The following is a 22,472-nucleotide window of genomic DNA, read 5'->3' on the forward strand; positions in this document are numbered from 1 at the left end:
CCTGCCCCCGGGCACCGCCAGAGGGACTCTGGATCCATGCCCGGGGACGAGAAGCAGTTCAAGCGACAGACCCGGTATGCGGTTGTCCTGAACGGAGGCGTCAGCCTCGCCGTCTGGATGGGCGGAGTGACCCATGAGCTCAATCGCCTGCGCTTCGCCTCCGACACGCGACGAACCAACGGCACGGCGGCGTGGGATCGGATCCTGGAGGCCTGCCAGCGGACCGCGATCATCGACATCGTGGCGGGCACCAGTGCCGGTGGACTCAACGGGACCCTGCTGGCCACCGCCGTGGCCCGCGGCGGAGACCTGCCACCGATGCGTGACGTATGGGCAGACGTCGCCTCCCTGGACGTCGGCAAGCTCACGCGGAAGAGCGTGCAGGGGGCGACTTCCATGCTCGACGGCGACTACTTCGAGGGCCAGGTCAGCTCCGTCCTCAGGCAGGTCCAGCCGCACGACGGCATCGCCCCGCGCGAATGCACCCTCCTGGTGACGTCCACGGCACTCGGCAGTCAGCCCCGCCCCTCGCCCCTGGAGACCGGCAGTTCCATGTTCAGCCGGGATGGCCGACGCGTGTACACGTTCAAACGCACTGTCGGCCCGGCCAGTGGCGGCTCGTCGTTGACCGACGACTTCAGCGCGACCAACGGCTGTACTGCCGCCCTGATACAGGCAGCTCGCGCGTCGGCATCGTTCCCGGTGGCCTTCACGCCGGAGTGGGAAACGGCTGCGCTTCTGGAGCGGTCGGAGGACAGTGCGCAAGCGGCCAGGTGGCTCGCCGACGGCGGCATTCTCGACAACGCCCCCTTCGAGCCGCTACTGAAGGTGCTTCGGGAACGCCCGATCAACGAACCGTTCGAGCGCGTGCTGCTCTACGTCACCCCCGGAACCAGCAAGGGTGAGGACTCGAAGCGGTCGGAGACTCCTCCGGCGCTGGTGGAAACTCTTGGACTCGTCCTGTCCGCCACCCGTGAGCCCGACGAACGACTCGATGCGGATGCGCTGAAGGACATCTTTCGCCAGATGAGATATGCCCAATCACAGGCGTTTCGGAAGGTCCAGGACTACCTCGGCGACCCTGATGGCGGAAAGGAAGCACCGTTGCTCCAGGCCGCCGATGCGCTACTCGAGGAATACCGCGAAACGCGCACCGAGGTCACACTGCGATGGCTGCAGTCACGGTCTGGGTTTCCTGTCGTGCTGGCCCCGCCAGGCGACGATGAGCCAAAAGTCACGGGGGTTCCGGGGATTCCGACTGACTCCTTCCCGGCTTTCGACGGCACCACCTGGACCTGGGGCTGGTCGGCCGCCGACCGGATCCTGAGGTGGTGGGGTCGGGCGCTGTCGCGGCTGAACAACCAGGCAACCAACGTTTTGGAGGCCATGGAGACCATTGCGGCGGCGCAACGCGAAGTCACCGCACTCTGGAAACCCCTCGAAGCAGCGGTCAGTGGAGACACCTCCGCGCCGGTGGAGATTGGCGGGCAGCTCACGGCGATGCGCGCCGTTTATGACGGCGGACTCAGCGAGGCATTGACCGCAGCGATGATTCCGACGGCGCAGGCCATCGCCGACGCTGTTCCCGGCGTCGATGCGCACACACTGGTAGAGCTTTCTCTGGCCGTCGAGGTGGTCAGCGGCGTGTTCTCCTGGCGCGGCGGTGAGTATGACGTGCCAACGTTCCGCTTCCAGAACGTGACCCCCGCGGTGGAGACGCCGCCCGGGATCGACCTGCACTCTCTCGACAACCGAGACGACTGGCCGACGAAGAAGCTGTACGGCGAGCGGCTCAACCACTTCGGAGCATTCGCCAGCGAAAGCGGTCGTCGCCACGACTGGCTGTGGGGCCGGCTGGACGGGGCCAGCGAATTGAGCCGACAGCTTCTGAGGGATGTGCCGCGCGACGAGGCGGAAGCGCTGCGGCTCGCACTGATCAACGAGATCCTGGCCTCCGAGGGGATCTCGGCCGACGAGGTCGCCGCAGGCGCCCGAGACATATACGACAAATCTGGTAAAGACCTCATCGACGAGATGGCCGCCGCTGATGGCGGCGAAGCGTTGCGCCAATTGGAGGCAACACTCTGGACGCTGGTTCGGCCGCTGAACTCGGACAGCATCTGGGTCCAAGCACTTCTGGCAGGGGAATGGCCGCCGCGTGAGGTGAACCTGGGATTTCCTCGGCGCGTTGTGATGAGGTCTCTGCGAACCGCGGCCACGCCGCTGCGCCGTGGTCTACGCAAAAAGCTGCCGCGGGGGATCAGATGACTTCCGTTGCAATCCTGGGCGGCGGCGTCGGAGGGCTCAGCGCCGCGCATGAACTGGTCGAGCGCGGCTTCGACGTCACCGTGTACGAGGCGCTCGAGGTTTTCGGCGGCAAGGCGCGATCCATCGACGTGCCTGCCACTGCGCAGGGCAACCGGAAACCGTTGCCCGGCGAACACGGATTCCGCTTCTTCCCGGGGTTCTACAAACACCTGGTCGACACGATGGAGCGCATCCCGTCCCCACCGGGGACCGCGGCCAGTCACCTTGTCGACGCACACCGGGTATTGCTGGCGCAGGTGGGCGAAGCCAATGAGCTGATAGCTCCCTTGCGACTCCCCGGTGATCTCGGCGATCTCGCCGTCGCGATCCAGTTCGCTTACGACTTCGGCGTGAAACTCGGTATTCCGTTCTGGGAACTCGGATTCTTCGGGCAGCGGCTCCTGGCCTTGCTCACGTCGTGCGATGATCGCCGCTACGCGCAGTGGGAGCACACCAGCTGGTGGCGGTTCTCGTTCGGGGAACATCTCTCGCCCAACTATCGGAAGTTCCTGGCAGATGGTTTGACCCGAACGCTGGTAGCCGCGCGAGCGCAGGAGGTCTCGGCGCGCACCGGCGGATTGATCCTGTGCCAGTTGCTGTTCGATGTGGCCCGGATGGGCGGTCGCACCGATCGATTGCTCGACGGCCCCACCAGCGATGTCTGGATAAACCCGTGGGTCGACTGGCTGACCAAGCAGGGCGTTGACTTCGAGACTGATTGCACCGTGACAGGTTTCGATCTGGCCGGACACAGGATCATCAGTGCCTGCGCTGTCCAGCACGGCGCTCCGATGACCATCCACGCGGACCATTACATGGCGGCGCTGCCGATCGAGGATCTGATCCCCACATTGAACGCTGACATGACCGTCGCCGATCGGAGCCTGAGCCGGCTGGCGCGGCTGCAGACCCGGTGGATGACCGGAGCGCAGTATTACCTCAAGCGGGACGTGCCGCTGCAGCGGGGTCACACCATCTTCACCGACTCGGATTGGGCGCTGACCGCCATTTCGCAGGCACAGTTCTGGAAGACCATCGACCTCGACGGCTACGGTGACGGCGAGGTCGACGGGATTCTGTCGGTGGACATCTCGGATTGGGACCGGCCCAGCAGGGTCACGGGTAAGACGGCCAAGCAGTCGACCAGGGAGGAGATTCTGGACGAGGTTTGGCGACAACTGACCGACCATATCGATGACGGCTCACTGCGCGAGGACGACATCGTTGCCCGTTTTCTCGATCCCGCCGTGAAGCCGTTCGATCCCGCGACCGGAGTCGTGGCCACGAACAGCGAGCCGTTGCTCATCAACACTGCCGGTTCGTGGGCGGACCGGCCGGAGGCCTGCACCGGGATCGAAAACCTCTTCCTGGCTTCGGATTTTGTACGCACTCACACCGACCTGGCCAGCATGGAAGGCGCCAACGAAGCCGCCCGCCGAGCCGTCAACGGCATCCTCGCTGCCACCGGCTCCACTGCGTCGCGGTGTCAGCTCTGGCCACTGCAGGAGCCGCCGATCCTCGCGCCGCTGCGTGCGCTGGATCGGGTGTGGTGGGAGCTGGAACGACCGCTGCGCAAATTGGGTCTGCGCTGAACCTCAGCTCACCCCGGCAAGCGCGTGCCGCGCATACGCCCGGACGTCGGCGTCCCCGTCGTCCAGAGCGCCGGTCAGGGCCTCGCGGGCGCTGTCGGCAGATGCGGCCCAACGGGTCAGGCTCAACACGGCTGCCTTGCGGACATCGAGATGCGGGTCGGCCAGGGCACGCGACAGCGGTGGCACCGCAGTCGCGGGCGACGGCGCACCCGCCAACGCCCGCGCCGCCCCCTGCCGGATCTGCCATGCCGACGCGGCCAACGCGCCTTCGACGGTGGTGACGTCGGCGTCGTCCCATCCCACCGCGCCCATCGCGGCCAACGCGGCGGCGCGCACCAGCGGGTCAGGATCGTCGGTGAGCGTGCGCACGGCGTCGGCGCCGCTGCGTAATGTCCCGAGCCCGTTGGCGACGGCGATGCGCACTTCGCGGTTCACGTCACCGCAGGCGGCCGCGACGCCGTGGGCGTCGTCGACCGACACCAGCGCGCGGACGGCCTCGATGCGGACCCGGTGGTCCGGGTCTTGCAGCGCGTGCCGGTACTGCTCCGGGTCACCCACCCGTCGGGCACTCACGACGTAGATGGCGGCGCCGCGCACGACGGGGTCCGTCGAATCAATATGGGCCCGAACGCCGGCGGCATCCGGTAGCACCTCCACCAACTCCCGGATGCCGTCGGCAGCGACGTGACGCACCTGTGGGTGTACGTCGGACAAGGCGGCCAGCAGCGCATGGCCGTAGCCGTCGGGCAGGTGCTCGGTGACCACGTCGACGGCGGTGCGGCGCACTGCGGAATCGTCGTCGTTCAGATACTGGCGCAGGTCTTCGAGAGAAGGCTCGTCGAGTGCCAGCACGGCCGCGATACGCGGTGAGGGCGGCTGCGCGGCCGGGGTGCTGTCGATGCGCGACACCTCCGACGCCGGTGCCTGCCCTCCGACCAGCGGAGGCTGCTGCACACGGATGGGTTCGCTTTCGCCGCTGGGCAATTCGTCAAGCCCGGGTACCGGCACGAAGTACGGGTCGACGGGCCGTTTCAGGAACTCCATCCCGCCGTCGGCGGTCTTGCGCAGGTTCAGATGGTAGCGCCAGTCCACGTCGTCGCGCTCCGGGATGTCACTGCGCTCGTGGTAGAGCCCCCACCGGGACTCGGTGCGGGTCAGCGAGGAACGCGAAGCCATCTCGGCGCAGTCGCGGATGAAGGACACCTCCACCGCGCGCATCAGCTCGTGCGGTGTGGTGGCACCGATGCCGGCCACCTCGTCGCGCATCCGCTCGAACGTCTGCACCGCCAGCGACAGCTTGGCGGCGGTTTTCGGTGGGGCCACGTAGTCGTTGACGAAGCGGCGCAGTTTGTACTCGACCTGCGGCTGCGGCGGGCCGTCGGGGTGACGCAGGGGCCGGTAGATCAGCTCGTGCGCCTCGGCGATCTGGTCGGCGGGCAGGGTCTCCGGTGCGGCAACGTCATCAAGTGTTGACGCGGCGTGCTCGCCGGCCAGCTCCCCGTAGACGAACGCCCCGATCATGTAGTTGTGTGGCACGCAGGCCAGGTCCCCGGCCGCGTACAGACCAGGGACGGTGGTTCGGGCGAACTCGTCGACCCATACCCCGGACGCGGAATGCCCACTGCACAGGCCGATCTCGGAGATGTGCATCTCGATGTCGTGGGTGCGGTAGTCATGGCCACGGTTGGCGTGGAAGGTGCCCCGGGTGGGCCGTTCGGTGGTGTGCAGGATGCCCTCGAGCGTCGACAAGGTCTCGTCGGGCAGGTGGCTGACCTTGAGGTAGATGGGCCCGCGGGCGGACTCGATCTCCTCTTTGACCTCCGACATCATCTGGCCCGACCAGTAATCGGAGTCGACGAACCGTTCCCCATGGGCGTTGACCTGATACCCGCCGAAAGGATTGGCGACGTACGCGCAGGCCGGTCCGTTGTAGTCCTTGATCAGCGGGTTGATCTGGAAGCACTCGATACCGGACAGCTCGGCGCCGGCGTGGAACGCCATCGAGTACCCGTCACCGGCGTTGGTGGGGTTCTCGTAGGTGCCGTACAGGTAGCCCGAAGCGGGCAGGCCGAGACGGCCGCAGGGTCCGGTGGCCAGGATGACGGCTTTGGCGGCGACGACGACGAACTCGCCGGTGCGGCTGTTCAGGGCAGCGGCGCCGACGGCCCTCCCGTCCTCGATGAGCACGCGGACGGGCACCAGGCGGTTTTCGATGCGGATCTTCTCGCGCATCGACCGCTGCCGCAGCACCCGGTAGAGCGCCTTCTTGACATCCTTGCCTTCGGGCATGGGGAGCACGTAGGAACCGGAGCGGTGCACGCGGCGCACGGCATACTCACCGTGCTCGTCCTTCTCGAATTTGACGCCGTATCGCTCGAGACGCTGCACCATGGCGAAGCCGCGGGTGGCGGTCTGATAGATGGTGCGCTGGTTGACGATTCCGTCGTTGGCGCGGGTGATCTCGGCGACGTAGTCCTCGGGGGTGGCCTTGCCGGGGATGACCGCGTTGTTGACACCGTCCATCCCCATGGCCAGTGCGCCGGAATGCCGGACGTGGGCTTTCTCGAGCAGCAGCACCTGGGCGCCGTTCTCGGCAGCGGTCAGCGCGGCCATGGTACCGGCGGTGCCGCCGCCGATGACCAGGACGTCACAGTCCAGGCGGGTGGCGTCCTCGATCGGGGGGATCTGCATCAGTGGACCAGCTCCGTGTGGTCGAGTGCGGCAAGGACGTCGGCGCGCAGGGTGGCGCGGTTGACTCCTGCCTCACGAGGGGAGGGGACGTCGAGCAGCGCGCGCAGAGGTTGCCCGGCGCGGCCCAGGACAGCCACGCGGTCGCCGATGAGCAGTGCCTCGTCGACGTCATGGGTGACGAAGACGACCGTCGTGGGATGGGCGCGCCAGGTGTCGATCAGCAGCCGCTGCATGGTGGCCCGGGTCTGGGCGTCGAGTGCGCCGAACGGTTCGTCCATCATGACGGCGCGGGGCGCTCCGGCCAGGCCGCGGGCCAGCTGGACACGCTGCCGCATACCGCCGGACAGGCTTTTCGGCAGGTACTTCTCGAAGCCGGCCAGGCCGACGTCGCGGATCCACTTGAGCGCTTCGTCGCGGCGGCCTTGGCGCGGGCGTCCGGCGAGCTTGAGGGCGAGTTCGACGTTGGACAACACCGTGCGCCACGGCAGTAAGGCGTTGTCCTGGAACACCATGGCGCGATCGCGCGAGGTGCTGGTGACGCGGGCGCCGTCGGCCCGTACTTCACCGGCGTCCGGCGTCAGCAGACCGGCCAGCGCGCGCAGGACCGTCGACTTGCCGCATCCGGACGGACCGGTGAGCACCAGGATCTCGCCGGGCTGCACCTCGAGGTCGAGGCCGTCGACGACGGGGGAGCCGCCGTAGGACAGGACCAGGCCGTCGAGGGTCAGCGTCATCCCGGTCATCGGTTGTTCTCCTCGCCGCGGGGCAGCCACCGGGTGACGCGGCGGCCGATCAGTTCGACGGCCGCGGACGTGGCGAAGCCCAGGATGCCGATGGTGATGATGCCGACGAACACGTCGGGATAGGCCAGCACGGTGTAGGCCTGCCAGGTGCGGTAGCCGACACCGAGCCTGCCGGAGATCATCTCGGCGGAGATGACGCAGATCCACGCGACGCCGATGCCGACGGACAATCCGCCGAACACACCGGGAAGGATGCCGGGCAGCACCACTCGGGTGATGACGTCCCAGCGGTTGCCGCCGAGCGTACGCACCGAGTCCTCCCACAGCGTGGGCAGTGCGCGCACGGCGTGCCTGGTGCTGACCATGATCGGGAAGTACGCGGCCAGGAACGTGATGAACACGATTCCCGCCTCGTCGGTGGGGAACAGCAGGATCGCCACGGGCACGATCGCGATGGCCGGGATGGGCCGCGCCAGCTCGGTCAGCGGGCCGAAAACGTTGGCGAATTTGCCCGAGCGGCCGAGCAGGATTCCCGTGACCACGCCCGCGACGGCGGCGAGCGCAAAGCCGGTGAGGATGCGGATCAGTGACTGGCCGAGGTCCAGCCAGTAATTCTGGGTGCCGAGCCTGCTGCCGAACGCGGCGACGATTTCCGTCACGGTGGGCAGGGTGTCGAAGCGCAACCAGAACCGAACGTCGTTGGCGGTCAACAGCTGCCACAGCCCGATGAACGCGGCGACCGAGGCGATGCGCACCAGCCAGGACGGCCACGTCTTCGTGCGCGGCCTGGCGATCGGCGCGACGGCGACGGCGGGTTCGGCGGGCGAGAGCACCGCGGGTGCGGTGGTCATACCGCACCCGCCAGCGCCTGCTGATAGTCGACGACGCTGGCGCCGGGGTGCGCCGCGGTGTAGCGCTCGGCTCCCGCGGTGGTGTCGAACGGGAGGTGACGCTGGCCGTCCCTCACCCAGATCGATTTGTCGGCGAACCAGCGGGTGCCGAACTCGGCGTCGGGAACATAGGCGGCCCGCACGGTTTCGCCGTCGGCGGTGGCCTCGCGGATGGCGCGCAGCAGGCAGTCGGGGTTGGCGGCGGCCTGGGTACTGTCTTGGCCGTCGATCCACAGTTCGCCGGCCAGCTTGGCGTCGGTGACGGCGATGTCGCAGACCGGATCCTGGCCCCGCAGCGCCGACGGGTTGGTGGTGTCTGCGACCGCCTCCTCGTAGTTCTGGCCGCGGTCGGCGAAAGCCTTCTTCAACGGGTCGGCGTTGACGAAACCGTCGATGTCCAGGTCGGCGAAATCACCGATCGACTTCAGGTACGGGACATCGCCTTTGAGCGCCTCGATCAATGACGGCTTCAGTGTGGTATCGAAGCTGGTGCCGCCGGGACCGTTGTAGAGGTACACGACTTCCTGGGGCAGCCCGCTGCCGTCGGCGACCAGCTTGGCCGACTCCAGCGGGTTGTCGTTGAGGAACTCGGTGGCGTCCAGCTGGGCTTGCAGGAAGGCGTCGAGCACCTCGGGGTGCTGGTCGGCGTAGTCGCGGCGTGCCACCACACCGTGCCAGGTCGGATAGTCACCCTCGGCGCCGTCGTAGAGCAGTTTGGCCTTGTTCTGGAACACCAGCAGGCCGGGCCAGGCCACGAACTGCGAGAGCGCTTGCGCCTGACCGGATTCCAGTGCTGAGGCGCCGACCTGAGGCTGCTGGTTGAGCACCTCGACACCGTTCGCGGGATCGATGCCGGCGTTGTCGAGGGCGCGCACCAGGGTGCCGTGTCCTGCCGATCCCACACTGGCGGAGACCTTCTGGCCCTTGAGGTCGGTGATGCTGCGCGCGGGGGAGTCCGGGGCCACGACCACCATGTTGAGCGAGCCGGTGGGGCTGTATCCGGTGGCCGCCACCAGTTCGGTGCGGGCGCGCTCGTTGGCCTGGGTTTTGGAGCCGTTGATGAGCATGGGGTAGTCACCCATGGAGCCGATGTCGATCTTCTCGGCGACCATCTGCGCGGTGATCGGGGCCCCGGTGTCGTAGTCCTGCCATTCCACGCGGTACGTCGTGCCGTTGGATTTCGACAGGTCGTCGAGGCGCTTTTCCAGGAAACCCTTTGCCTTCAACAGTGTTCCGGCGGTGACGGTGTTGATGGTCTTGGACTGGTACCCGATGACGACGTTGACGGTGTCCTCGGACTGGGTCTGGGCGTCGAGAGAGCAGGCTGCCAGGGATATCGCGGTGGCGGCACTGAGGACTACAGCGAGGGTGCGTTTCATGGTGGGTCCTGGGTCATCGAAGGAGGTAGGGCATGTTGACGGAGACGGCGCCGGTGGGACAGCGCGCCGCGCAGGGGCCGCAGTACCAGCACTCGTCGACGTGCATGAACGCCTTTCCGTTGTCCGGGTTGATGGCCAGTGAGTCGAGCGGACAGATCTCGACGCAGAGTGTGCAGCCTTCGATGCACAGCGACTCGTCGATGGTGACGGGTACGTCGACACGTTGATTGACCTGGGCCATCAGATTCCCCTGACAAGGTTGCCGCGCAACGTGATTCGATCGCCGCGCATTCGGATGTATTCGAGATCGACGGGCCGGCCGTCGTCCAGATGGGTGAGGCGTTCCAGCAGAAGCAGGCTCGCGGTGTCCGGCACTTGCAGAATGGCCGCCGAATGGGGTTCGGCGGGAACGGCTTCGACGGCCAGGGTGGCGTTGCCGAGCCGGCGGCCGGTGACCTGCTCGATGAGGGCGAAGACGTCGTTGGTTTCGAGGTCATGCTCGATCACCTGGTCGCCGACGTCGCGCGCGAGGTAGGTCATGTCCAGCGACAGCGGCAGCTCGCCCAGGTAGCGCAGCCGCTCGATGAAAACGACGTGCTCGCCCGGTGCCAGTTTCAGTTTGGCGGCCACCGACGGCGGCGCGGCGACGGTCATGGTGGCGCGGACCTCGTTGCGGATCTCGCCGTAGCCCTTGAACGTCTCCTTGAGGCCGGTGAGCGCGTCGAGCCCGTGGTCGTATTTGCGGATGGCGACGTGGGTGCCGGTGCGTGGGCCGCGGTCGATGAGGCCTTCGCCTTTGAGCGTGGCCAGCGCTTCGCGCACGGTGTTACGCGAGACGAAGAACTCCTCGGCCAGCTCCTGCTCGGTGGGCAGACCGTCGGCGTAGCCGCCGGCGTGGATCTGGTGCCGCAGGACATCGGCGACCAGCCGCGCCTGATCAGCACGGGGCCGCCGGATCGGTGTCGGTTCGTTGTCGGCATTCTGGGCGACGTTGTGTTCGGCCACGGTCACCTCCTGAGGGCTGTTCGGTGTGGGACTGACCTGCTCAGGAAGGTATCGGGGTATCGCAGGTGCGTTGGCCGCGGCGTTGTGAAGAGGACGGGACAGTACGGAATGCGCCGCTTCTGTAAGCCGGTGAGCTGGCGTTCGCCGCGGTGGCGCGGGTATTGCGCCACCTACGGGTACGGGGTGCCGGTTTTAATCCCGGTGAGCGAAAAGTCGGTAGCTAAGGACGCTCCAGGCGCGCGCCGCAGGCAGTCAGTCGAGGTGCAGATCGACGTCCATACGTTTGTGTAGCACGCGGACCACGACGACGAGGTCGCCTTCGACGCGGTAGTACAAGGTGTGCGACCCCACGGCATGCCGGCGGTACCCGGCCCGAACCTCGTCACACGCGCGACCGATAGCAGGGTTGTCCGCGACACGCTCTGCGGCGCGCTGAATTGAGCGGATGTATCTTTCCGCCTGGGCGAACTCCCACCGTTCGCAGGTGTAATCCCAGATCTGTTCCACATCGACCTGGGCCGCCGGTGAGAAGACGACACGATTCACTGTGGTGCGCGCGAATCCACGCTCTTTCGCTCGACGAACGCGTCGAAATCGAAGGCCGTTGCCTCGCCGCTACTTTCGCCGTGTACCAAGGCCTGGCGCAGCGCGTCGAGGCGTGTTTCGCGATCCTCGAGGAGCCGCAGCGCGGTGCGTACCACCTCGCTGGCAGAGCCGTACCGGCCCGAGGCGACCTCCCGGTCGATGAACTCCCTGAAGTGAGCATCCAAGCTGAACGAGGTGTTCTTCCCCATGGAACGCATATTACCAAAATTTGGTATCGGCGTGCGCCGGTTAGCGCCGCCAGACACCGCCTCACCCATCCCCGTCAGGCTTCCGGCGCAGTCGTCCTGTGGACGGGAGCCGAGGCCTTTGCGACTGAGAGGGCCGCTTACGCGACTACCGTGATCGGTGTGTCGAGGCGAATCCAGGGCAATGTTGTCCTGCCTCCCGATGCGCCGACGACGGTGGCCAGGGTGATCGTCGAGGTGCGCGACGTGACCTATGCCGACGCTCCCGCGCCGGTTGTCGCCAGCGTTGCGCTGACCAACGTCGCCGTGCAGCCGAACCGGCGTATTCCCTTTGAGCTCGAGGCTCCAGAAGCCGGAGCAGGCCAAGAGTTTTCACTTCAGTGCTATATCGACGTCACCGGCGGCCCCATCCTCGCCGCCGGTGACCTCGTCACCACTCAATCCGTCCCGGTGCCGGCTCAGGGCAATGTCAGCCTGGACGTACCGGTCAGCATCGTCTGAGCGTCAGCCCCAGCGCACCTCGTAGATCCGGTTGTCGGTGCCGCGGTAGGCGACATGCTGCCGGCCGTTCTCGGTGAATCCCGCCGGGCTGTCCGCTGCCAGCGGCGCCCCCGCGAACGCGGTGAGGTCGCTGTAACCCGGCGCCGCACCCGGATACCACCAGATCTCGTGTAGTCGGCCGTCCGACGAGCGGTAGATGACGTGCTTGGTGTTCTCCGCGGCCACGTAGTACACAGACGGATTGCCCACCGCCGCCGGTGCGCCCGCCGCCGCGGTCAGATCCCATCCGGCCACCGGAGCTACGCCGACCCAGTAGAGCTCGTACAAGTGCCCGTTGCCGGCGCGGTACACGATCTGATGGGCGTCGTTGTGCGCGGTGTAGTAGGCGGCGGGGTCGCTGGCGGCCAGGGGAGTGCCCGCGGTACCGGACAGATCGTCGAGTCCGCTCGGACCGTTGTTCCAGTACACCGACATGATGCGTCCGTTGGTGGCCCGGTAAACGACGATGTTGAAGCCGCCACCGCTGTACGCGGACGGGTTGCCTGCTGCGCGAGGCGCAGAGATGGCACCGGTCAGGTTGCCTCCGTACACCACCGGAGCGACGTTGAACCAGTTCAGCTCGTGTAGATGCCCGTCGCCGCCGCGGTACACCACGTGATGGCTGTCGGTCGCGGGATCGTAGTAACCAACCGGGTCGCCGGAAGCCTTCGGTGCGCCTGCGGTGCCACCCAGATTGTCGTGCCCCACCGCGCCGGTGGACCAATACAGGCTGCGCACGGTCCCGTCGCCGCCACGGAACAGCAGGATCTCGGTGTTGCGCGCCGTATCCACGTAAGCGAACGGGTTGCCGGACGCCGTCGGGGCACCCGCATTCGCGGTCAGATTCGTGGTGCCCGTCCCGCCCTGCCCGTCCCGCCACAACTCGTGCAGGCGTCCTGAGGTGTCGCGGTAGGCGATGTTGTGCACGTTCATTCCCGGGATCACACAGGCCGTCGGCGGGCTTGCCGCGGCCGGCGTGCCGAACTCAGCGGTGCGATCGACCAATCGGCCGGCCCGTGGGTACAGCACCTCAACCGCCGCGATGTCACTTGCGGACAGTGCCGTGCGTTGGCCCAGCACCACTCCCTGTGGCAAGGGCACCTTCGGCACGATGGTGGGGTTGCCGTTGTTCGAGAACGCGGTGCCGCTGTAATGCATGATCGAGCCGAAGTCGTATGCGCCGATGTCGTCGCCGTCGGAGATGTGCTGTTCGAAGTTGTGCCGGTCGTCGGCGTCGATGTTCTGCCAATTGATGGTGACGAAATCGTCGCGGTCCTCGCGGCTCTGCTCGTGCCACAGGCCGATGGCGTGTCCGATTTCGTGGATGATGTTGCCCCTGGTGCAGTTTGGGCCCATATTGATGTTCTGCCGGTTACCGCGCTTTCCCACCGGTGACGAACATTCGCCCGCCGGCTGGAACCGGATGAAGTTCGGGAAGTGGTCGGCATTCGCCCCCGTACGCGGCACGAACCTCAGCCTGGTGTTGGCCTCCCAGTGCGCGATCGCGCCGGTGACGCGCGCCTGGTTGGGCAGCGCCGGGTCGATCTCGAACGGCACGGTCGCATGCAGCCACCGGAATTTCTCGCCGGTGATGCCGATCGCTTCGACCTGCAGAGCCTGCACGTCCTCGACAGTGCCCAGGACGATGTCGCCCTCGAACACCGCCATACCGTCGACGTTCGCGTACTGGAGCTTCTTGTCGGTGAACGTAACCCCCGACACGACAGCCGTGCCGGCCACCGGTCCCGAGTTGTATTCGCACGAATGCTCTTTCGCCATGATTTCCTCCTGGTGCGGGCGTGCACCCAGGGTGCGGGCGACCTCCGCTCAGGGCACGAGTAGTGCTCTACTCGAAAGTCCTCGGAGCCGGAGCCGGGGAACGTGAGTGCAGCAGCCATGCGGCTCAGCTCAGCGGGCCGCCGCCAATCGGGATCAATCGGGGTATCGGATGGTGACGAACATCGAGCACCCGCCGGTGCTGCGGTAGGGCCCGTGTGGCATGCCGGGCGGGCGGCAGGCATACATGCCAGCGGTGAACGTGCGGTCCGCGGTGAGGTCGTGGAGGTCGCCGTCGAGAAGGATGACCTCTTCCCAGTAGTCATGGGTGATGATGCCCGGTGCGGACTCGGCACCCGCTTCGTAGCGCTGCAGGCTTGTGGTGTCCCCGGTCTCGGGATCGCGGGACAGGTGCCGATCCCAGATTCCGGGCCCATCGGCGTTCGCGCGGGTCCATTCGGCCGAAGGTATGTGGAACTCGAGTTCAGGTTTGGCCATTGTCGACTCCCGGGCTCAGACGCCGGCCGCGTCCGCCTCGGCGATGACAGCCTGCAACGTCTTCAGTAGCTCCCGTCCGGAAGCCAGGTCGAGTTCCAGCGCCACCCGCGCCCCGAGACCGATGTCGTAGTTGACGAAGTCCAACAGCAGTGCGTGCTCGTCTGTCCCCTGGGTGGCGTGGTCGTACCCCACGCTGACCTGTTTGACCGGGAACCAGCCCGCGCCGCTCATGCCCGAACCGCTGATGGCGGCCGTCGTAGTGATGTGGGTGCACATTTGTCAAACTCCTTGATTCAGGCCGCGAGTCGATGGTCGAGGAAAGTGAAGAGTTTCGCCCACGCGTCCATGGTCTGCTCGGGCCGATACCGCGGCGTGTGGTAGTAGAAGAAACCGTGGCCGGCACCGTCGTACCGGTGGAACTCGAAATCCTTGTTCAGCCTCCGCAATTCGGCCTCGTGGATGTCGACCTGTTGCGGCGAGGGGCTCTGATCGTCGTTGCCGAAGATGCCCAGCAGCGGCGCCTGCAGATCCGCGGTGTAATCGATCGGCGCGACCGGCCTCTTGTCGGTGAGTTGATCGGGCCCGGCCACCACGGCCCCGCCCCACAGGTCGACCACGGCGTCGAAGCCGGGAACAAGGGACGCCGTCAGGACGGCGTGCCTGCCGCCGGAGCAGCTTCCCATGATGCCGACCTTGCCGTTGCTGGTCGGCTGGTCCAGCAGCCAGGCGCGCGCCGCGGCCAGATCGGCGACCACCTGGTCGTCGGCAGCACCACCCTCGCTGCGCACTTTGGCCGCAACGTCATCGGGGGTGGAATGCCCGGCCCGGCAGTACAGGTCAGGAGCGATCACGGTGTAGCCGTGGCGGCCCAACCGCTCGGCGAATTCCTGGTAGAACTCGTCCCAGCCCGGCAGATGGTGGATCAACACGATGCCCGGCCGCGGCCCTTCCGACGAGGCCGGCTGGGCGACGTAGGCGTGGATGTCCTCGCCGCCGCTGGGGTAGGTGACGATTTGTGCTGAGACACCGACAGTTCCGCCGGTGTCGAATGAGTTCCACATCGCGACTCGAGACTCCCTCGTTTGGCTGCCACCCAAGCATGCCACGGCGCCCTCATCAGTGCGGGCGCGCCAATCCGAGGTGACCGCGCAGTGTGGTGCCTTCGTACTCACACCGTCGGGTCGCGACGCTAGCGGAAGAAGTCGTCGCAGAAGGAATCCCAGACCTGGAGGAAATCCGTCTGCGGGTCGGCGATCCACAACGCCTCGAGGCCCTGCCAGAACGCGAGGAGCTGGCGGGCGGCGAGTGGCGGGTCGGGTTTCCAGTCGAGAAGACCGCTGATGGTGTCCAGTGCGGTGCGGGTGCGCTCGGCGAAGTAACCGTGGGCCGGGTGCTGCGGATCGATGGCTTCGACGCCCAGGACGGTGAACAACGTGACGATCTCCCGCATCGCCAGGTTCCGTTCGACCACCAGGCGCAGATGTGCCCGCAGCTGTGCCCGGCTCACCGGAGCACTGGTGACGGCAGCCGATTCGTATTCGTCGCGGTCGCGCTGCGCCAGCACCGCGGTCAGCAGATCGGTCATGGTCGGAAAGTAATGCAGTACCGAGGATTTGCGGATATCGCAGGCTTCCGCGATGTCCGCCAACGAGACGGCATTGAACCCGGAGCGGGAAATGAGCCTGGTCGCCTCGGCAACGATCTGGTGGCGGCGCGCCTCCGGGGCCAGTCGGGTGCGCGCGGGGCGGGACGTAGGCGTCTGCGATGCCACCGTGACTCCTTTCACAGGGTTGCTCCTCAGCAACACCGGGTAATCTACCATTCGGTAGATAGTTGATCGAACGATGGGTGTGAGACCGTGGATAGTGACGATGTGAGCGTCGCCGAGCTGACCCTCGAGGAGAAAGCCTCGCTCACCAGCGGCGCCAGCTTCTGGTACACGAAACCGATTGACCGCCTTGGCGTTCCGTCCATCATGCTCACCGACGGGCCACACGGACTGCGCAAGCAACGCGAGGGCGGCGATCACCTCGGACTCGGTGACAGCGTGCCCGCCACGTGCTTTCCGCCTGCGGTAGGCCTCGGGTCCTCCTGGGACGTCGAACTGGTCGAGCGGGTGGGCCGGGCGCTGGGGGTAGAGGCGGCCATCGAGAACGTCGGGGTCCTGCTCGGCCCCGGCGTCAACATCAAACGGTCACCACTGTGCGGCCGCAACTTCGAATACCTCTCCGAAGATCCGCTGATCGCAGGGGTTCTCGGCGCCGCCATGGTGTCAGGCATCCAGTCTCAGGGTGTCGGCGCCTCGCTCAAGCATTTCGCGGCCAACAACCAGGAGACGGACCGCATGCGCGTGAGCGCCGACGTCGATCCCCGTCCGTTGCGCGAAATCTACCTTCGCGGGTTCCAGCGGGTGGTCCAGGAGGCGCAGCCATGGACGGTCATGTGCTCCTACAACCGCATCAACGGTGTGTACGCCTCGGAGGACCCCTGGCTGCTGACCACGGTGCTGCGTGACGAGTGGGGTTTCGGCGGTCTCGTCGTCTCCGACTGGGGCGCCGTCGACGACCGGGTGGCCGGCATCGCGGCGGGCTTGGATCTGGAGATGCCGTCGTCCAACGGTGTCACCGATGCCCGGATCGTCGCCGCCGTCGAAAACGGACTTCTCGACGAGTCGGTGGTGGACGCCTCGGCGGCACGGGTGCTCGCCCTGGTGCGCCGGGCTCAGCCGGCCGACCCGGCTCCCGGGCCGCTGGACGTCGATGCACACCACCTGCTGGCGCGGGAAGCCGCCGGCCGGTCGATCGTCCTGCTGAAGAACGATGGCGCTGTCCTGCCCTTGGACAAGGACGCCGATATCGCGGTGATCGGCGCTTTCGCTGCCCAACCGCGGTATCAGGGCGCGGGTTCGTCGTTGATCAAACCAACCCGCCTGGACAACGCCCTAGACGAGATCCGCTCACTGGCCACCGGACAGGTCACGTATGCGCAGGGATTCACCATCGACAGTTCGGACGGCGCCGACGGATTGCGCGAGGACGCTGCCGCTGCCGCCGCCCGGGCGGATGTCGCTGTCGTCTTCCTGGGATTGCCCGCAGCGCTGGAATCAGAAGGCTACGACCGCGACGATATCGATCTGCCGGCCGAGCAGCTGGCGGTGCTCGATGCGGTACTCGATGCCAACCCGAACACGGTCGTGGTGTTGTCCAACGGTGGCGTCGTGGCCGTCCCGTTCGCCGAGACGGTGCCCGCGATTCTCGAAGGGTGGCTACTCGGTCAGGCCGGTGGTGGCGCCGTCGCCGACGTCCTTTTCGGAGAGGTGAACCCGTCGGCCAAACTCACCGAGACCATTCCGCTGCGGTTGTCGGACAGCCCCGCCTACCTCGACTTCCCCGGCGAGCACTCCCACGTCCGCTACGGCGAGGGGTTGTTCGTCGGCTACCGCTGGTATGACGCCCGCGGCCTCGATGTCGCGTTCCCGTTCGGTCACGGATTGTCCTACACGACATTCAACTACAGCGACGGTGCAGCCGTGGTGAACGCCGACGGAGACATCGAGATCCGGGTCTCGGTGACCAATTCCGGTGCCGTCTCAGGTCGCGAGATCGTGCAGGTCTACACCTCCGTGCCGGAGAGCACGATCCAGCGCCCACCACATGAGTTGAAGGCGTTCGCGTCGGTTGCCCTCGAACCCGGCGAAAGGCGAGAGGTGCTGTTGCCTGTCCGTCGTGAAGACCTCGCCTACTGGGACACCCGAGTCGATGCATGGATCGTCGAAGGCGGCACCTACAGCCTGGACGTGGCCGCTTCGAGCCGCGACATCCGCACATCGCTCACCGTGGAGATCACAGGAGACCCAGTGGTACTGCCACTTTCACGAAACTCGACCATCGGTGAGGTGCTCGCCCATCCGATTGCCGGACCCAAGCTGCAGGCCGCGGTCGCTGAAGTGATGGGCGACACCTCGAGTGCGGCCGCCGTCATGCCCGACGGGGTGGACATCGGGCGGATGCTCAACTCGTTCCCGATCGGCAGGACCGGGATGCTCGCCGCGGCCAGTGGGGCCGACGTCGGGAAGCTGATCGACGACCTCCTAGCCGATGACAGCGTGTCCTAAGTCGAGATGACGGTCAGCAACGACGGCCTCGCGCCGCAAACTCGGGGTCTCGCCGGGAACGTACCGGGACCGTTTCCGCACTGACAGCGGCGCCATGATCTTCGCTGACCAACGCCAGCGCAAGGTCGATCCCGGCTGCCGCCGGGGCCGACGTCCGTACGACGCCATCGCGGGTGTAGATCGACTCGTGCTCGATGATCGCCGCAAGGTGCCGCGTCGCCGGCGCATCCAGGTGGCGCCAATGTGTGGTCGCCCGTGTGGCGTTCAGCAGCCCGGCAACCGTGACGCATGGTCACGGTTCCGGCTCCCGCATGACGGCGCAGCCTCAAAGTTTCGATGGGATCAGCACATAGGGGAGGGCGGCGCTCAACCTGTGAACCCCAAGTCCTCTTGTGCGGCCGCGATAAACCTGCTGCGCAGACCTTCATCATCGCGCTGAGACTTGCTCACCGAGTCGCGCGCGTGGGCGACCCTCCAGGAAAAGTTGCGTGGGCTGCCCGCTTTGGCGATATCAAGGGCCAGCACCTGAATCTCATCCATGATCTCGTTGTGCTGTCTGACAATCTCGCCGTGAGCTGTCCTCACGTCTTGAGTACCAACAAGTTCGACTTTCGCCGAAGCTTGTCGATACTTGATCGACTGATCCCTGTAATGAGCAGTCTTGTCGACCAAAGCGTCGATGTCGAAGTTGTCGACGCTCTGCATTTGATGAATGTACTCGAACTCGGCTTCGGTCAGATCCGTTACCGTCGTGAGGAAATCAACGTAAGCGGCCATGCGCTCGTCCCTCAGGAACTGAACAACCATCCGGTCTGTGTCGGCCCGAATCTGATTACTCGACGTGCGGTAGGCCAACACGCTGGCGGTAGCGCCGACGAGCACTGTGGCGGCAATGCCCGCAATCGCCAACCAGAACTCGTTGGAGCGTGGCGCCCGACTTCGCGCTGGTTGCCCACTGGCGGATGCTGTCGCGTCGGGCGGCTTGAGTGGAGGGTCCACATGAGGGTCACGGGTTCCTTCGTTCGTCGGCGCGGCGTCAGTCATGGGTGACCACGGTTGTCGATGCGGTGATCTGCTGATTGTTGGTGTTCACAGCGCTCCCTTGATGAATTCGAGTCGGGCTCACGCCGCCAGTATCAGGCGACCCAGGCGCTTGGGGAGCAAGTAGTTGGCTACCTCATTGCAGGTGGACATCGACCGGTGACTCAGCGAACGCCTCAGGCGGAACGCGGTGTAAGGCCTGGGCTGCCGACGCGGCCTGCCGCTCACTGCTCCGACGTGGGTTGAACCAGCGTCTGGAACACGGACGTATTGACAGCCCGGTATACGCGCGCCGCGGAGGTGGGCATCTTGTTGTGACGGAATAGGATTGGAACCGGATCACTCTCTTGTCCCATGACGCAACAGCAATTGGCTCAGGGTGGGAGTTGGGTGAGCACCTTATCAACCATGTGCAATCTGGCGCGGCTGCAGCATGATTCGAGGCGACAGGGCGATGGCTACCAGGATTCGTCACTGTGACGTTTATCGGTGCGTCTGCGCTTGACCGTCCACGCGACACAAGGCCGAAAGCGGTGGGGTAGACGCGTGCCATGATGGCTTGGTGACTGAAGAGGCTTCTGGAGCGACGTCGGGGCAAGGCCAGGCGAACGGCATTCCGCCGCTCGACCCTGTCGGCTCCGGCGTACTTCCTCCAGTCGAGACCCGGGTGCGCCGTGCTTTCTGGGCGCTCGAGCGGTTGGCGCCCTGGGTGGGATCGCGGTGGGCAGTCGAGTTGTGGTGCACACCACCGGTCCTTGAGTCGAGTCTGCGCATGCCGCCCGGCGTTGGCCCGGGTACACCGATTGACGCCTACTGGAATGGGCATCGGGTTGTCGGCGAAGAATGGGGCGAGGGTCCACCGGTGTACTTGGTGCACGGCTGGGGTGGACAGCGCGCGCATTTGGCGGTGTTCGTCAAGCCCTTGGTGGAGGCTGGATATCGGGCCATTGCATTCGACTTACCCAGCCACAATGCATCCGATCCCGGTGAGCTCGCTCCTGGGCGCACCACGGCAATCGAGTGCGCCGACGCGATCGCGGCCATGATCAAAGCGCATGGCCCTGCTCATGCGGTGGTCGCTCATTCGCTCGGCGCAAACGCCACCGCATTGGCCATCGCGCGGGGCGCCAGCGTCGGACGGCTGGTGTTCCTGGCTCCCATGACCGATTTTCCGCTGTATCTGGACCTGTTCGCCGCGCGCCACGGGTTCGGCCGCCGGATCCGGGCCGGCCTGCACCGCCGCCTGGAAAAACGGATCGGCATGCCGCTGGAAGAAACGAACATGGCCCGGATCGGCCGCCGCATCAACCACCCGCCGTTACTTCTCATCCATGACCCTGACGACCCGGACAGCCCGTATGCCGCCAGCCAGCGGTTGGCCACAGTGTGGACAGGCGCTCGCTTACTGACCACCCGCGGGCTCGGCCGCCTGGCGCACTACCGCATCCTTCGCCACCGTCCAGCTATCACCGCCGGGATGGATTTCATCGGCCCGGCGGCGAACCGCAGTGGGCTCGCGGGAGCACCCTAATTCGTCACAGTGACGAATGGGGATCGCGCGGACCCTTGGTGGAGGTGCGTAGCCATCATGCAGTCGCAGTCGGCAAGCACGCGGCGTCGATCACGCGCCACCGGTGGAAGGGCACATTGCGCTCAGTCTGCGTGGCGACTGCCCGGGGCCGACGGCCCTGAGGCGGTGGCCGTTGAGTGAGAGTTGGAGATCACCCAGAGGCAGACTGAGCGACACGGGGCTCGAAGACGCCCAGGCCACGTACCTGCAAGTCGGTAAAGTGCCGATAAGCCACATTATGTCAACTAGAGCATTGCGTATTGCCACGCTCAACGGCCACCCTGGTGGTCGACCCGGAGACGTGCACCGTGCTGCGCTAGTGGTGTCGCTGTGGCGGATGTTGGCACTGCACATACGTCAGCGCCTCACCCTCTTACTGCACACCGGCCAGGCGCCCCACCCCTGACTGGCTCGGGTGAGCTCGGCGATCGTGATCTGCTCCTCACGGGTGGCCAGGTCCGCGCGCGGCGCGAAGCGGAGTCCGCCGAAGCTCTCCCAGGTGCTCTGGGTGAACTGCACGCCGCCGTAGAAACCGTTGCCGGTGTTGATCCCCCAGTTGCCGCTGGATTCGCACTTGGCGAGCGCGTCCCACGTTTGGCCGTTTCTCACCGGCGGCAGCTGAGTACCCGGCTTCGCACCGACCCGCTGCACCTGAGCCCGGGCGGGTGAGACGACCTGGCGAGCCAGCACCTGCCGTCCGGTCACCCGGCCGTTGACCGTCGACACGGCGAACGTGACGTCCTGGACGCCGGGCGCGCCGGGGTCATCGACGATTCGGCGACTGAGATTGATCGTCGGGTCGTGGATGCGCCGTAGCGGCGCAGGGAGGGGAAGGCGCTCGGAGACCTTGTGCACCCTGATCCGGGTCACGACGATGTGCATACCCGCGACGACCGGCGTCGACGCCGACGGCGTGACGGTGTCGGCCTGCTGAAGCGGTGCGCCCGCGGCCACCAACAGCTGGCCGACGGTTGCTGCGGCCAGCCGCCGCTCGTGCAGGACGCCGCCGTCGTTGATCTGCACCTGTTTCGGGGTCACCACCCGCAGCTCCATCCCGGTCAGCGGCACGCTGGCGGCACGCGACGCGGCGACGGGCGCGACGTCGTCCATCGACAGCCGTTCGAGGGCGTCATCGACGGTCAGCGCCGTGGTCCACACCTGCTCGCCCGGTTGCCCGTCGACCGAGACCTGAAGTGGCCGGGGGCGTCTGAGCACGATGGTGTCGGCCGCCTGTACCGACTGGTCGGTGCTCGGGCTGACCTCGTCGTGCTCACCGACGGAATAGCCGTTGTCCCGCAGGACATCGCCCACCCGCCACTTCATCGTCGACACGGTCGTCGAGGCGCCGTCGACGGACAGCGTCACACGCTTGGTCGCCGCCACGGTGTAGCCGCCGGCGCAGATCAGCGCCACCAGAAGGGCGCCGACGAGGCCGCGTCGCGCGTGCGACGTTGCGCGCACGCCCTCGCGGGCGCCGTCCCCGGCCGCATCGGCTCGCTCGGCGGCGTCCATCAGGTCCAGGACTATCTCGACTA

Annotated in this window: 20 protein-coding genes; 5 read left to right on the forward strand and 15 right to left on the reverse strand. The window is 66.4% G+C overall.

From position 1 onward, the window contains the following. The first annotated feature begins 36 nt into the window (after positions 1-36). A complete protein-coding gene (locus AC3A6P_RS25035; RefSeq protein WP_487694643.1) occupies positions 37-2,268 on the forward strand; it encodes a DUF3376 domain-containing protein in 2,232 nt (743 codons plus the stop codon). Continuing rightward, complete coding sequence (locus AC3A6P_RS25040; protein WP_487694645.1) at positions 2,265-3,899, forward strand: hydroxysqualene dehydroxylase; 1,635 nt, start codon at positions 2,265-2,267, stop codon at positions 3,897-3,899. Before AC3A6P_RS25035 ends, AC3A6P_RS25040 begins: the two co-directional genes overlap by 4 nt. 3 nt (positions 3,900-3,902) lie before the next feature. On the opposite strand, the gene AC3A6P_RS25045 is transcribed toward AC3A6P_RS25040, so the two are convergent. The 8 genes from AC3A6P_RS25045 to AC3A6P_RS25080 form a co-directional block, all read right to left on the reverse strand. After that, positions 3,903-6,590 carry a fumarate reductase/succinate dehydrogenase flavoprotein subunit gene (locus AC3A6P_RS25045; protein WP_487694646.1) on the reverse strand — a complete coding sequence of 896 codons (2,688 nt, stop codon included), beginning with the start codon at positions 6,588-6,590 and terminating at the stop codon, positions 3,903-3,905. After that, entirely contained in the window at positions 6,590-7,333 is a 744-nt protein-coding gene (locus tag AC3A6P_RS25050; RefSeq protein ID WP_487694648.1) for an ABC transporter ATP-binding protein, read from the reverse strand. The genes AC3A6P_RS25045 and AC3A6P_RS25050 overlap by 1 nt, the downstream gene beginning before the upstream one ends. Further along, positions 7,330-8,184, reverse strand: a complete 855-nt coding sequence (locus AC3A6P_RS25055) for an ABC transporter permease (RefSeq protein ID WP_487694650.1) — start codon at positions 8,182-8,184, stop codon at positions 7,330-7,332. Before AC3A6P_RS25055 ends, AC3A6P_RS25050 begins: the two co-directional genes overlap by 4 nt. Beyond that, positions 8,181-9,602 (reverse strand): ABC transporter substrate-binding protein, encoded by a 1,422-nt coding sequence (locus AC3A6P_RS25060; protein WP_487694651.1) that lies wholly within the window; start codon positions 9,600-9,602, stop codon positions 8,181-8,183. The genes AC3A6P_RS25055 and AC3A6P_RS25060 overlap by 4 nt, the downstream gene beginning before the upstream one ends. Positions 9,603-9,615: 13 nt before the next feature. Then, positions 9,616-9,843: a 4Fe-4S dicluster domain-containing protein gene (locus tag AC3A6P_RS25065; RefSeq protein WP_487694652.1), complete on the reverse strand. Its 228-nt coding sequence runs from the start codon at positions 9,841-9,843 to the stop codon at positions 9,616-9,618. Next, on the reverse strand, positions 9,843-10,607 hold the full coding sequence (locus tag AC3A6P_RS25070) for a GntR family transcriptional regulator (RefSeq protein ID WP_487694654.1): 765 nt from the start codon (positions 10,605-10,607) through the stop codon (positions 9,843-9,845). Before AC3A6P_RS25070 ends, AC3A6P_RS25065 begins: the two co-directional genes overlap by 1 nt. Positions 10,608-10,859: 252 nt before the next feature. Continuing rightward, complete coding sequence (locus AC3A6P_RS25075) at positions 10,860-11,153, reverse strand: type II toxin-antitoxin system RelE/ParE family toxin (RefSeq protein ID WP_487694655.1); 294 nt, start codon at positions 11,151-11,153, stop codon at positions 10,860-10,862. Beyond that, the gene (locus AC3A6P_RS25080; RefSeq protein ID WP_487694656.1) at positions 11,150-11,401 is read right to left on the reverse strand and encodes a type II toxin-antitoxin system ParD family antitoxin; all 252 of its coding nucleotides are present in this window, start codon (positions 11,399-11,401) and stop codon (positions 11,150-11,152) included. Before AC3A6P_RS25080 ends, AC3A6P_RS25075 begins: the two co-directional genes overlap by 4 nt. 159 nt (positions 11,402-11,560) lie before the next feature. Between AC3A6P_RS25080 and AC3A6P_RS25085 the strand changes: the two genes are divergently transcribed. Further along, positions 11,561-11,899 carry a YbaY family lipoprotein gene (locus tag AC3A6P_RS25085; protein WP_487694657.1) on the forward strand — a complete coding sequence of 113 codons (339 nt, stop codon included), beginning with the start codon at positions 11,561-11,563 and terminating at the stop codon, positions 11,897-11,899. 3 nt (positions 11,900-11,902) lie between these two features. Here the strand turns inward: AC3A6P_RS25085 and legP are convergent, their stop codons facing one another. The 5 genes from legP to AC3A6P_RS25110 all read right to left on the reverse strand — a co-directional run bounded on the left by legP (position 11,903) and on the right by AC3A6P_RS25110 (position 15,983). Continuing rightward, complete coding sequence (gene legP / locus AC3A6P_RS25090; RefSeq protein ID WP_487694659.1) at positions 11,903-13,717, reverse strand: Dot/Icm T4SS effector Zinc-dependent metalloprotease LegP; 1,815 nt, start codon at positions 13,715-13,717, stop codon at positions 11,903-11,905. A 153-nt stretch (positions 13,718-13,870) separates the two neighbouring features. After that, complete coding sequence (locus tag AC3A6P_RS25095; protein WP_487694661.1) at positions 13,871-14,212, reverse strand: cupin domain-containing protein; 342 nt, start codon at positions 14,210-14,212, stop codon at positions 13,871-13,873. Positions 14,213-14,227: 15 nt separating this feature from the next. After that, the gene (locus tag AC3A6P_RS25100; protein ID WP_487694662.1) at positions 14,228-14,488 is read right to left on the reverse strand and encodes a DUF6295 family protein; all 261 of its coding nucleotides are present in this window, start codon (positions 14,486-14,488) and stop codon (positions 14,228-14,230) included. Between the two features lie 17 nt (positions 14,489-14,505). Beyond that, the gene (locus tag AC3A6P_RS25105; RefSeq protein WP_487694663.1) at positions 14,506-15,273 is read right to left on the reverse strand and encodes a dienelactone hydrolase family protein; all 768 of its coding nucleotides are present in this window, start codon (positions 15,271-15,273) and stop codon (positions 14,506-14,508) included. 128 nt (positions 15,274-15,401) lie between these two features. Beyond that, the gene (locus tag AC3A6P_RS25110) at positions 15,402-15,983 is read right to left on the reverse strand and encodes a TetR/AcrR family transcriptional regulator (RefSeq protein ID WP_487694665.1); all 582 of its coding nucleotides are present in this window, start codon (positions 15,981-15,983) and stop codon (positions 15,402-15,404) included. Positions 15,984-16,070: 87 nt separating this feature from the next. On the opposite strand from AC3A6P_RS25110, the gene AC3A6P_RS25115 reads away from it, so the two are divergent. Next, complete coding sequence (locus AC3A6P_RS25115) at positions 16,071-18,326, forward strand: glycoside hydrolase family 3 C-terminal domain-containing protein (protein ID WP_487694666.1); 2,256 nt, start codon at positions 16,071-16,073, stop codon at positions 18,324-18,326. Between the two features lie 366 nt (positions 18,327-18,692). On the opposite strand, the gene AC3A6P_RS25120 is transcribed toward AC3A6P_RS25115, so the two are convergent. Continuing rightward, the gene (locus AC3A6P_RS25120) at positions 18,693-19,370 is read right to left on the reverse strand and encodes a hypothetical protein (protein ID WP_487694668.1); all 678 of its coding nucleotides are present in this window, start codon (positions 19,368-19,370) and stop codon (positions 18,693-18,695) included. Between the two features lie 559 nt (positions 19,371-19,929). On the opposite strand from AC3A6P_RS25120, the gene AC3A6P_RS25125 reads away from it, so the two are divergent. Next, on the forward strand, positions 19,930-20,898 hold the full coding sequence (locus AC3A6P_RS25125; RefSeq protein WP_487694669.1) for an alpha/beta fold hydrolase: 969 nt from the start codon (positions 19,930-19,932) through the stop codon (positions 20,896-20,898). A 396-nt stretch (positions 20,899-21,294) separates the two neighbouring features. Here AC3A6P_RS25125 and AC3A6P_RS25130 read toward each other — a convergent pair whose 3' ends face one another. Further along, positions 21,295-22,449, reverse strand: a complete 1,155-nt coding sequence (locus tag AC3A6P_RS25130) for a resuscitation-promoting factor (protein ID WP_487694771.1) — start codon at positions 22,447-22,449, stop codon at positions 21,295-21,297. Positions 22,450-22,472: the final 23 nt, after the last annotated feature.

Source organism: Mycobacterium sp. Soil_C_30, assembly GCF_057656995.1.

Coding starts and splice junctions, on each gene's coding strand:
- AC3A6P_RS25035 (WP_487694643.1), top strand. CDS start 37: ATGCCCGGGGACGAGAAGCAGTTCAAGCGACAGACCCGGTATGCGGTT.
- AC3A6P_RS25040 (WP_487694645.1), top strand. CDS start 2,265: ATGACTTCCGTTGCAATCCTGGGCGGCGGCGTCGGAGGGCTCAGCGCC.
- AC3A6P_RS25045 (WP_487694646.1), bottom strand. CDS start 6,590: ATGCAGATCCCCCCGATCGAGGACGCCACCCGCCTGGACTGTGACGTC.
- AC3A6P_RS25050 (WP_487694648.1), bottom strand. CDS start 7,333: ATGACCGGGATGACGCTGACCCTCGACGGCCTGGTCCTGTCCTACGGC.
- AC3A6P_RS25055 (WP_487694650.1), bottom strand. CDS start 8,184: ATGACCACCGCACCCGCGGTGCTCTCGCCCGCCGAACCCGCCGTCGCC.
- AC3A6P_RS25060 (WP_487694651.1), bottom strand. CDS start 9,602: ATGAAACGCACCCTCGCTGTAGTCCTCAGTGCCGCCACCGCGATATCC.
- AC3A6P_RS25065 (WP_487694652.1), bottom strand. CDS start 9,843: ATGGCCCAGGTCAATCAACGTGTCGACGTACCCGTCACCATCGACGAG.
- AC3A6P_RS25080 (WP_487694656.1), bottom strand. CDS start 11,401: ATGGGGAAGAACACCTCGTTCAGCTTGGATGCTCACTTCAGGGAGTTC.
- legP (WP_487694659.1), bottom strand. CDS start 13,717: ATGGCGAAAGAGCATTCGTGCGAATACAACTCGGGACCGGTGGCCGGC.
- AC3A6P_RS25095 (WP_487694661.1), bottom strand. CDS start 14,212: ATGGCCAAACCTGAACTCGAGTTCCACATACCTTCGGCCGAATGGACC.
- AC3A6P_RS25100 (WP_487694662.1), bottom strand. CDS start 14,488: ATGTGCACCCACATCACTACGACGGCCGCCATCAGCGGTTCGGGCATG.
- AC3A6P_RS25105 (WP_487694663.1), bottom strand. CDS start 15,273: ATGTGGAACTCATTCGACACCGGCGGAACTGTCGGTGTCTCAGCACAA.
- AC3A6P_RS25120 (WP_487694668.1), bottom strand. CDS start 19,370: ATGACTGACGCCGCGCCGACGAACGAAGGAACCCGTGACCCTCATGTG.
- AC3A6P_RS25130 (WP_487694771.1), bottom strand. CDS start 22,449: ATGGACGCCGCCGAGCGAGCCGATGCGGCCGGGGACGGCGCCCGCGAG.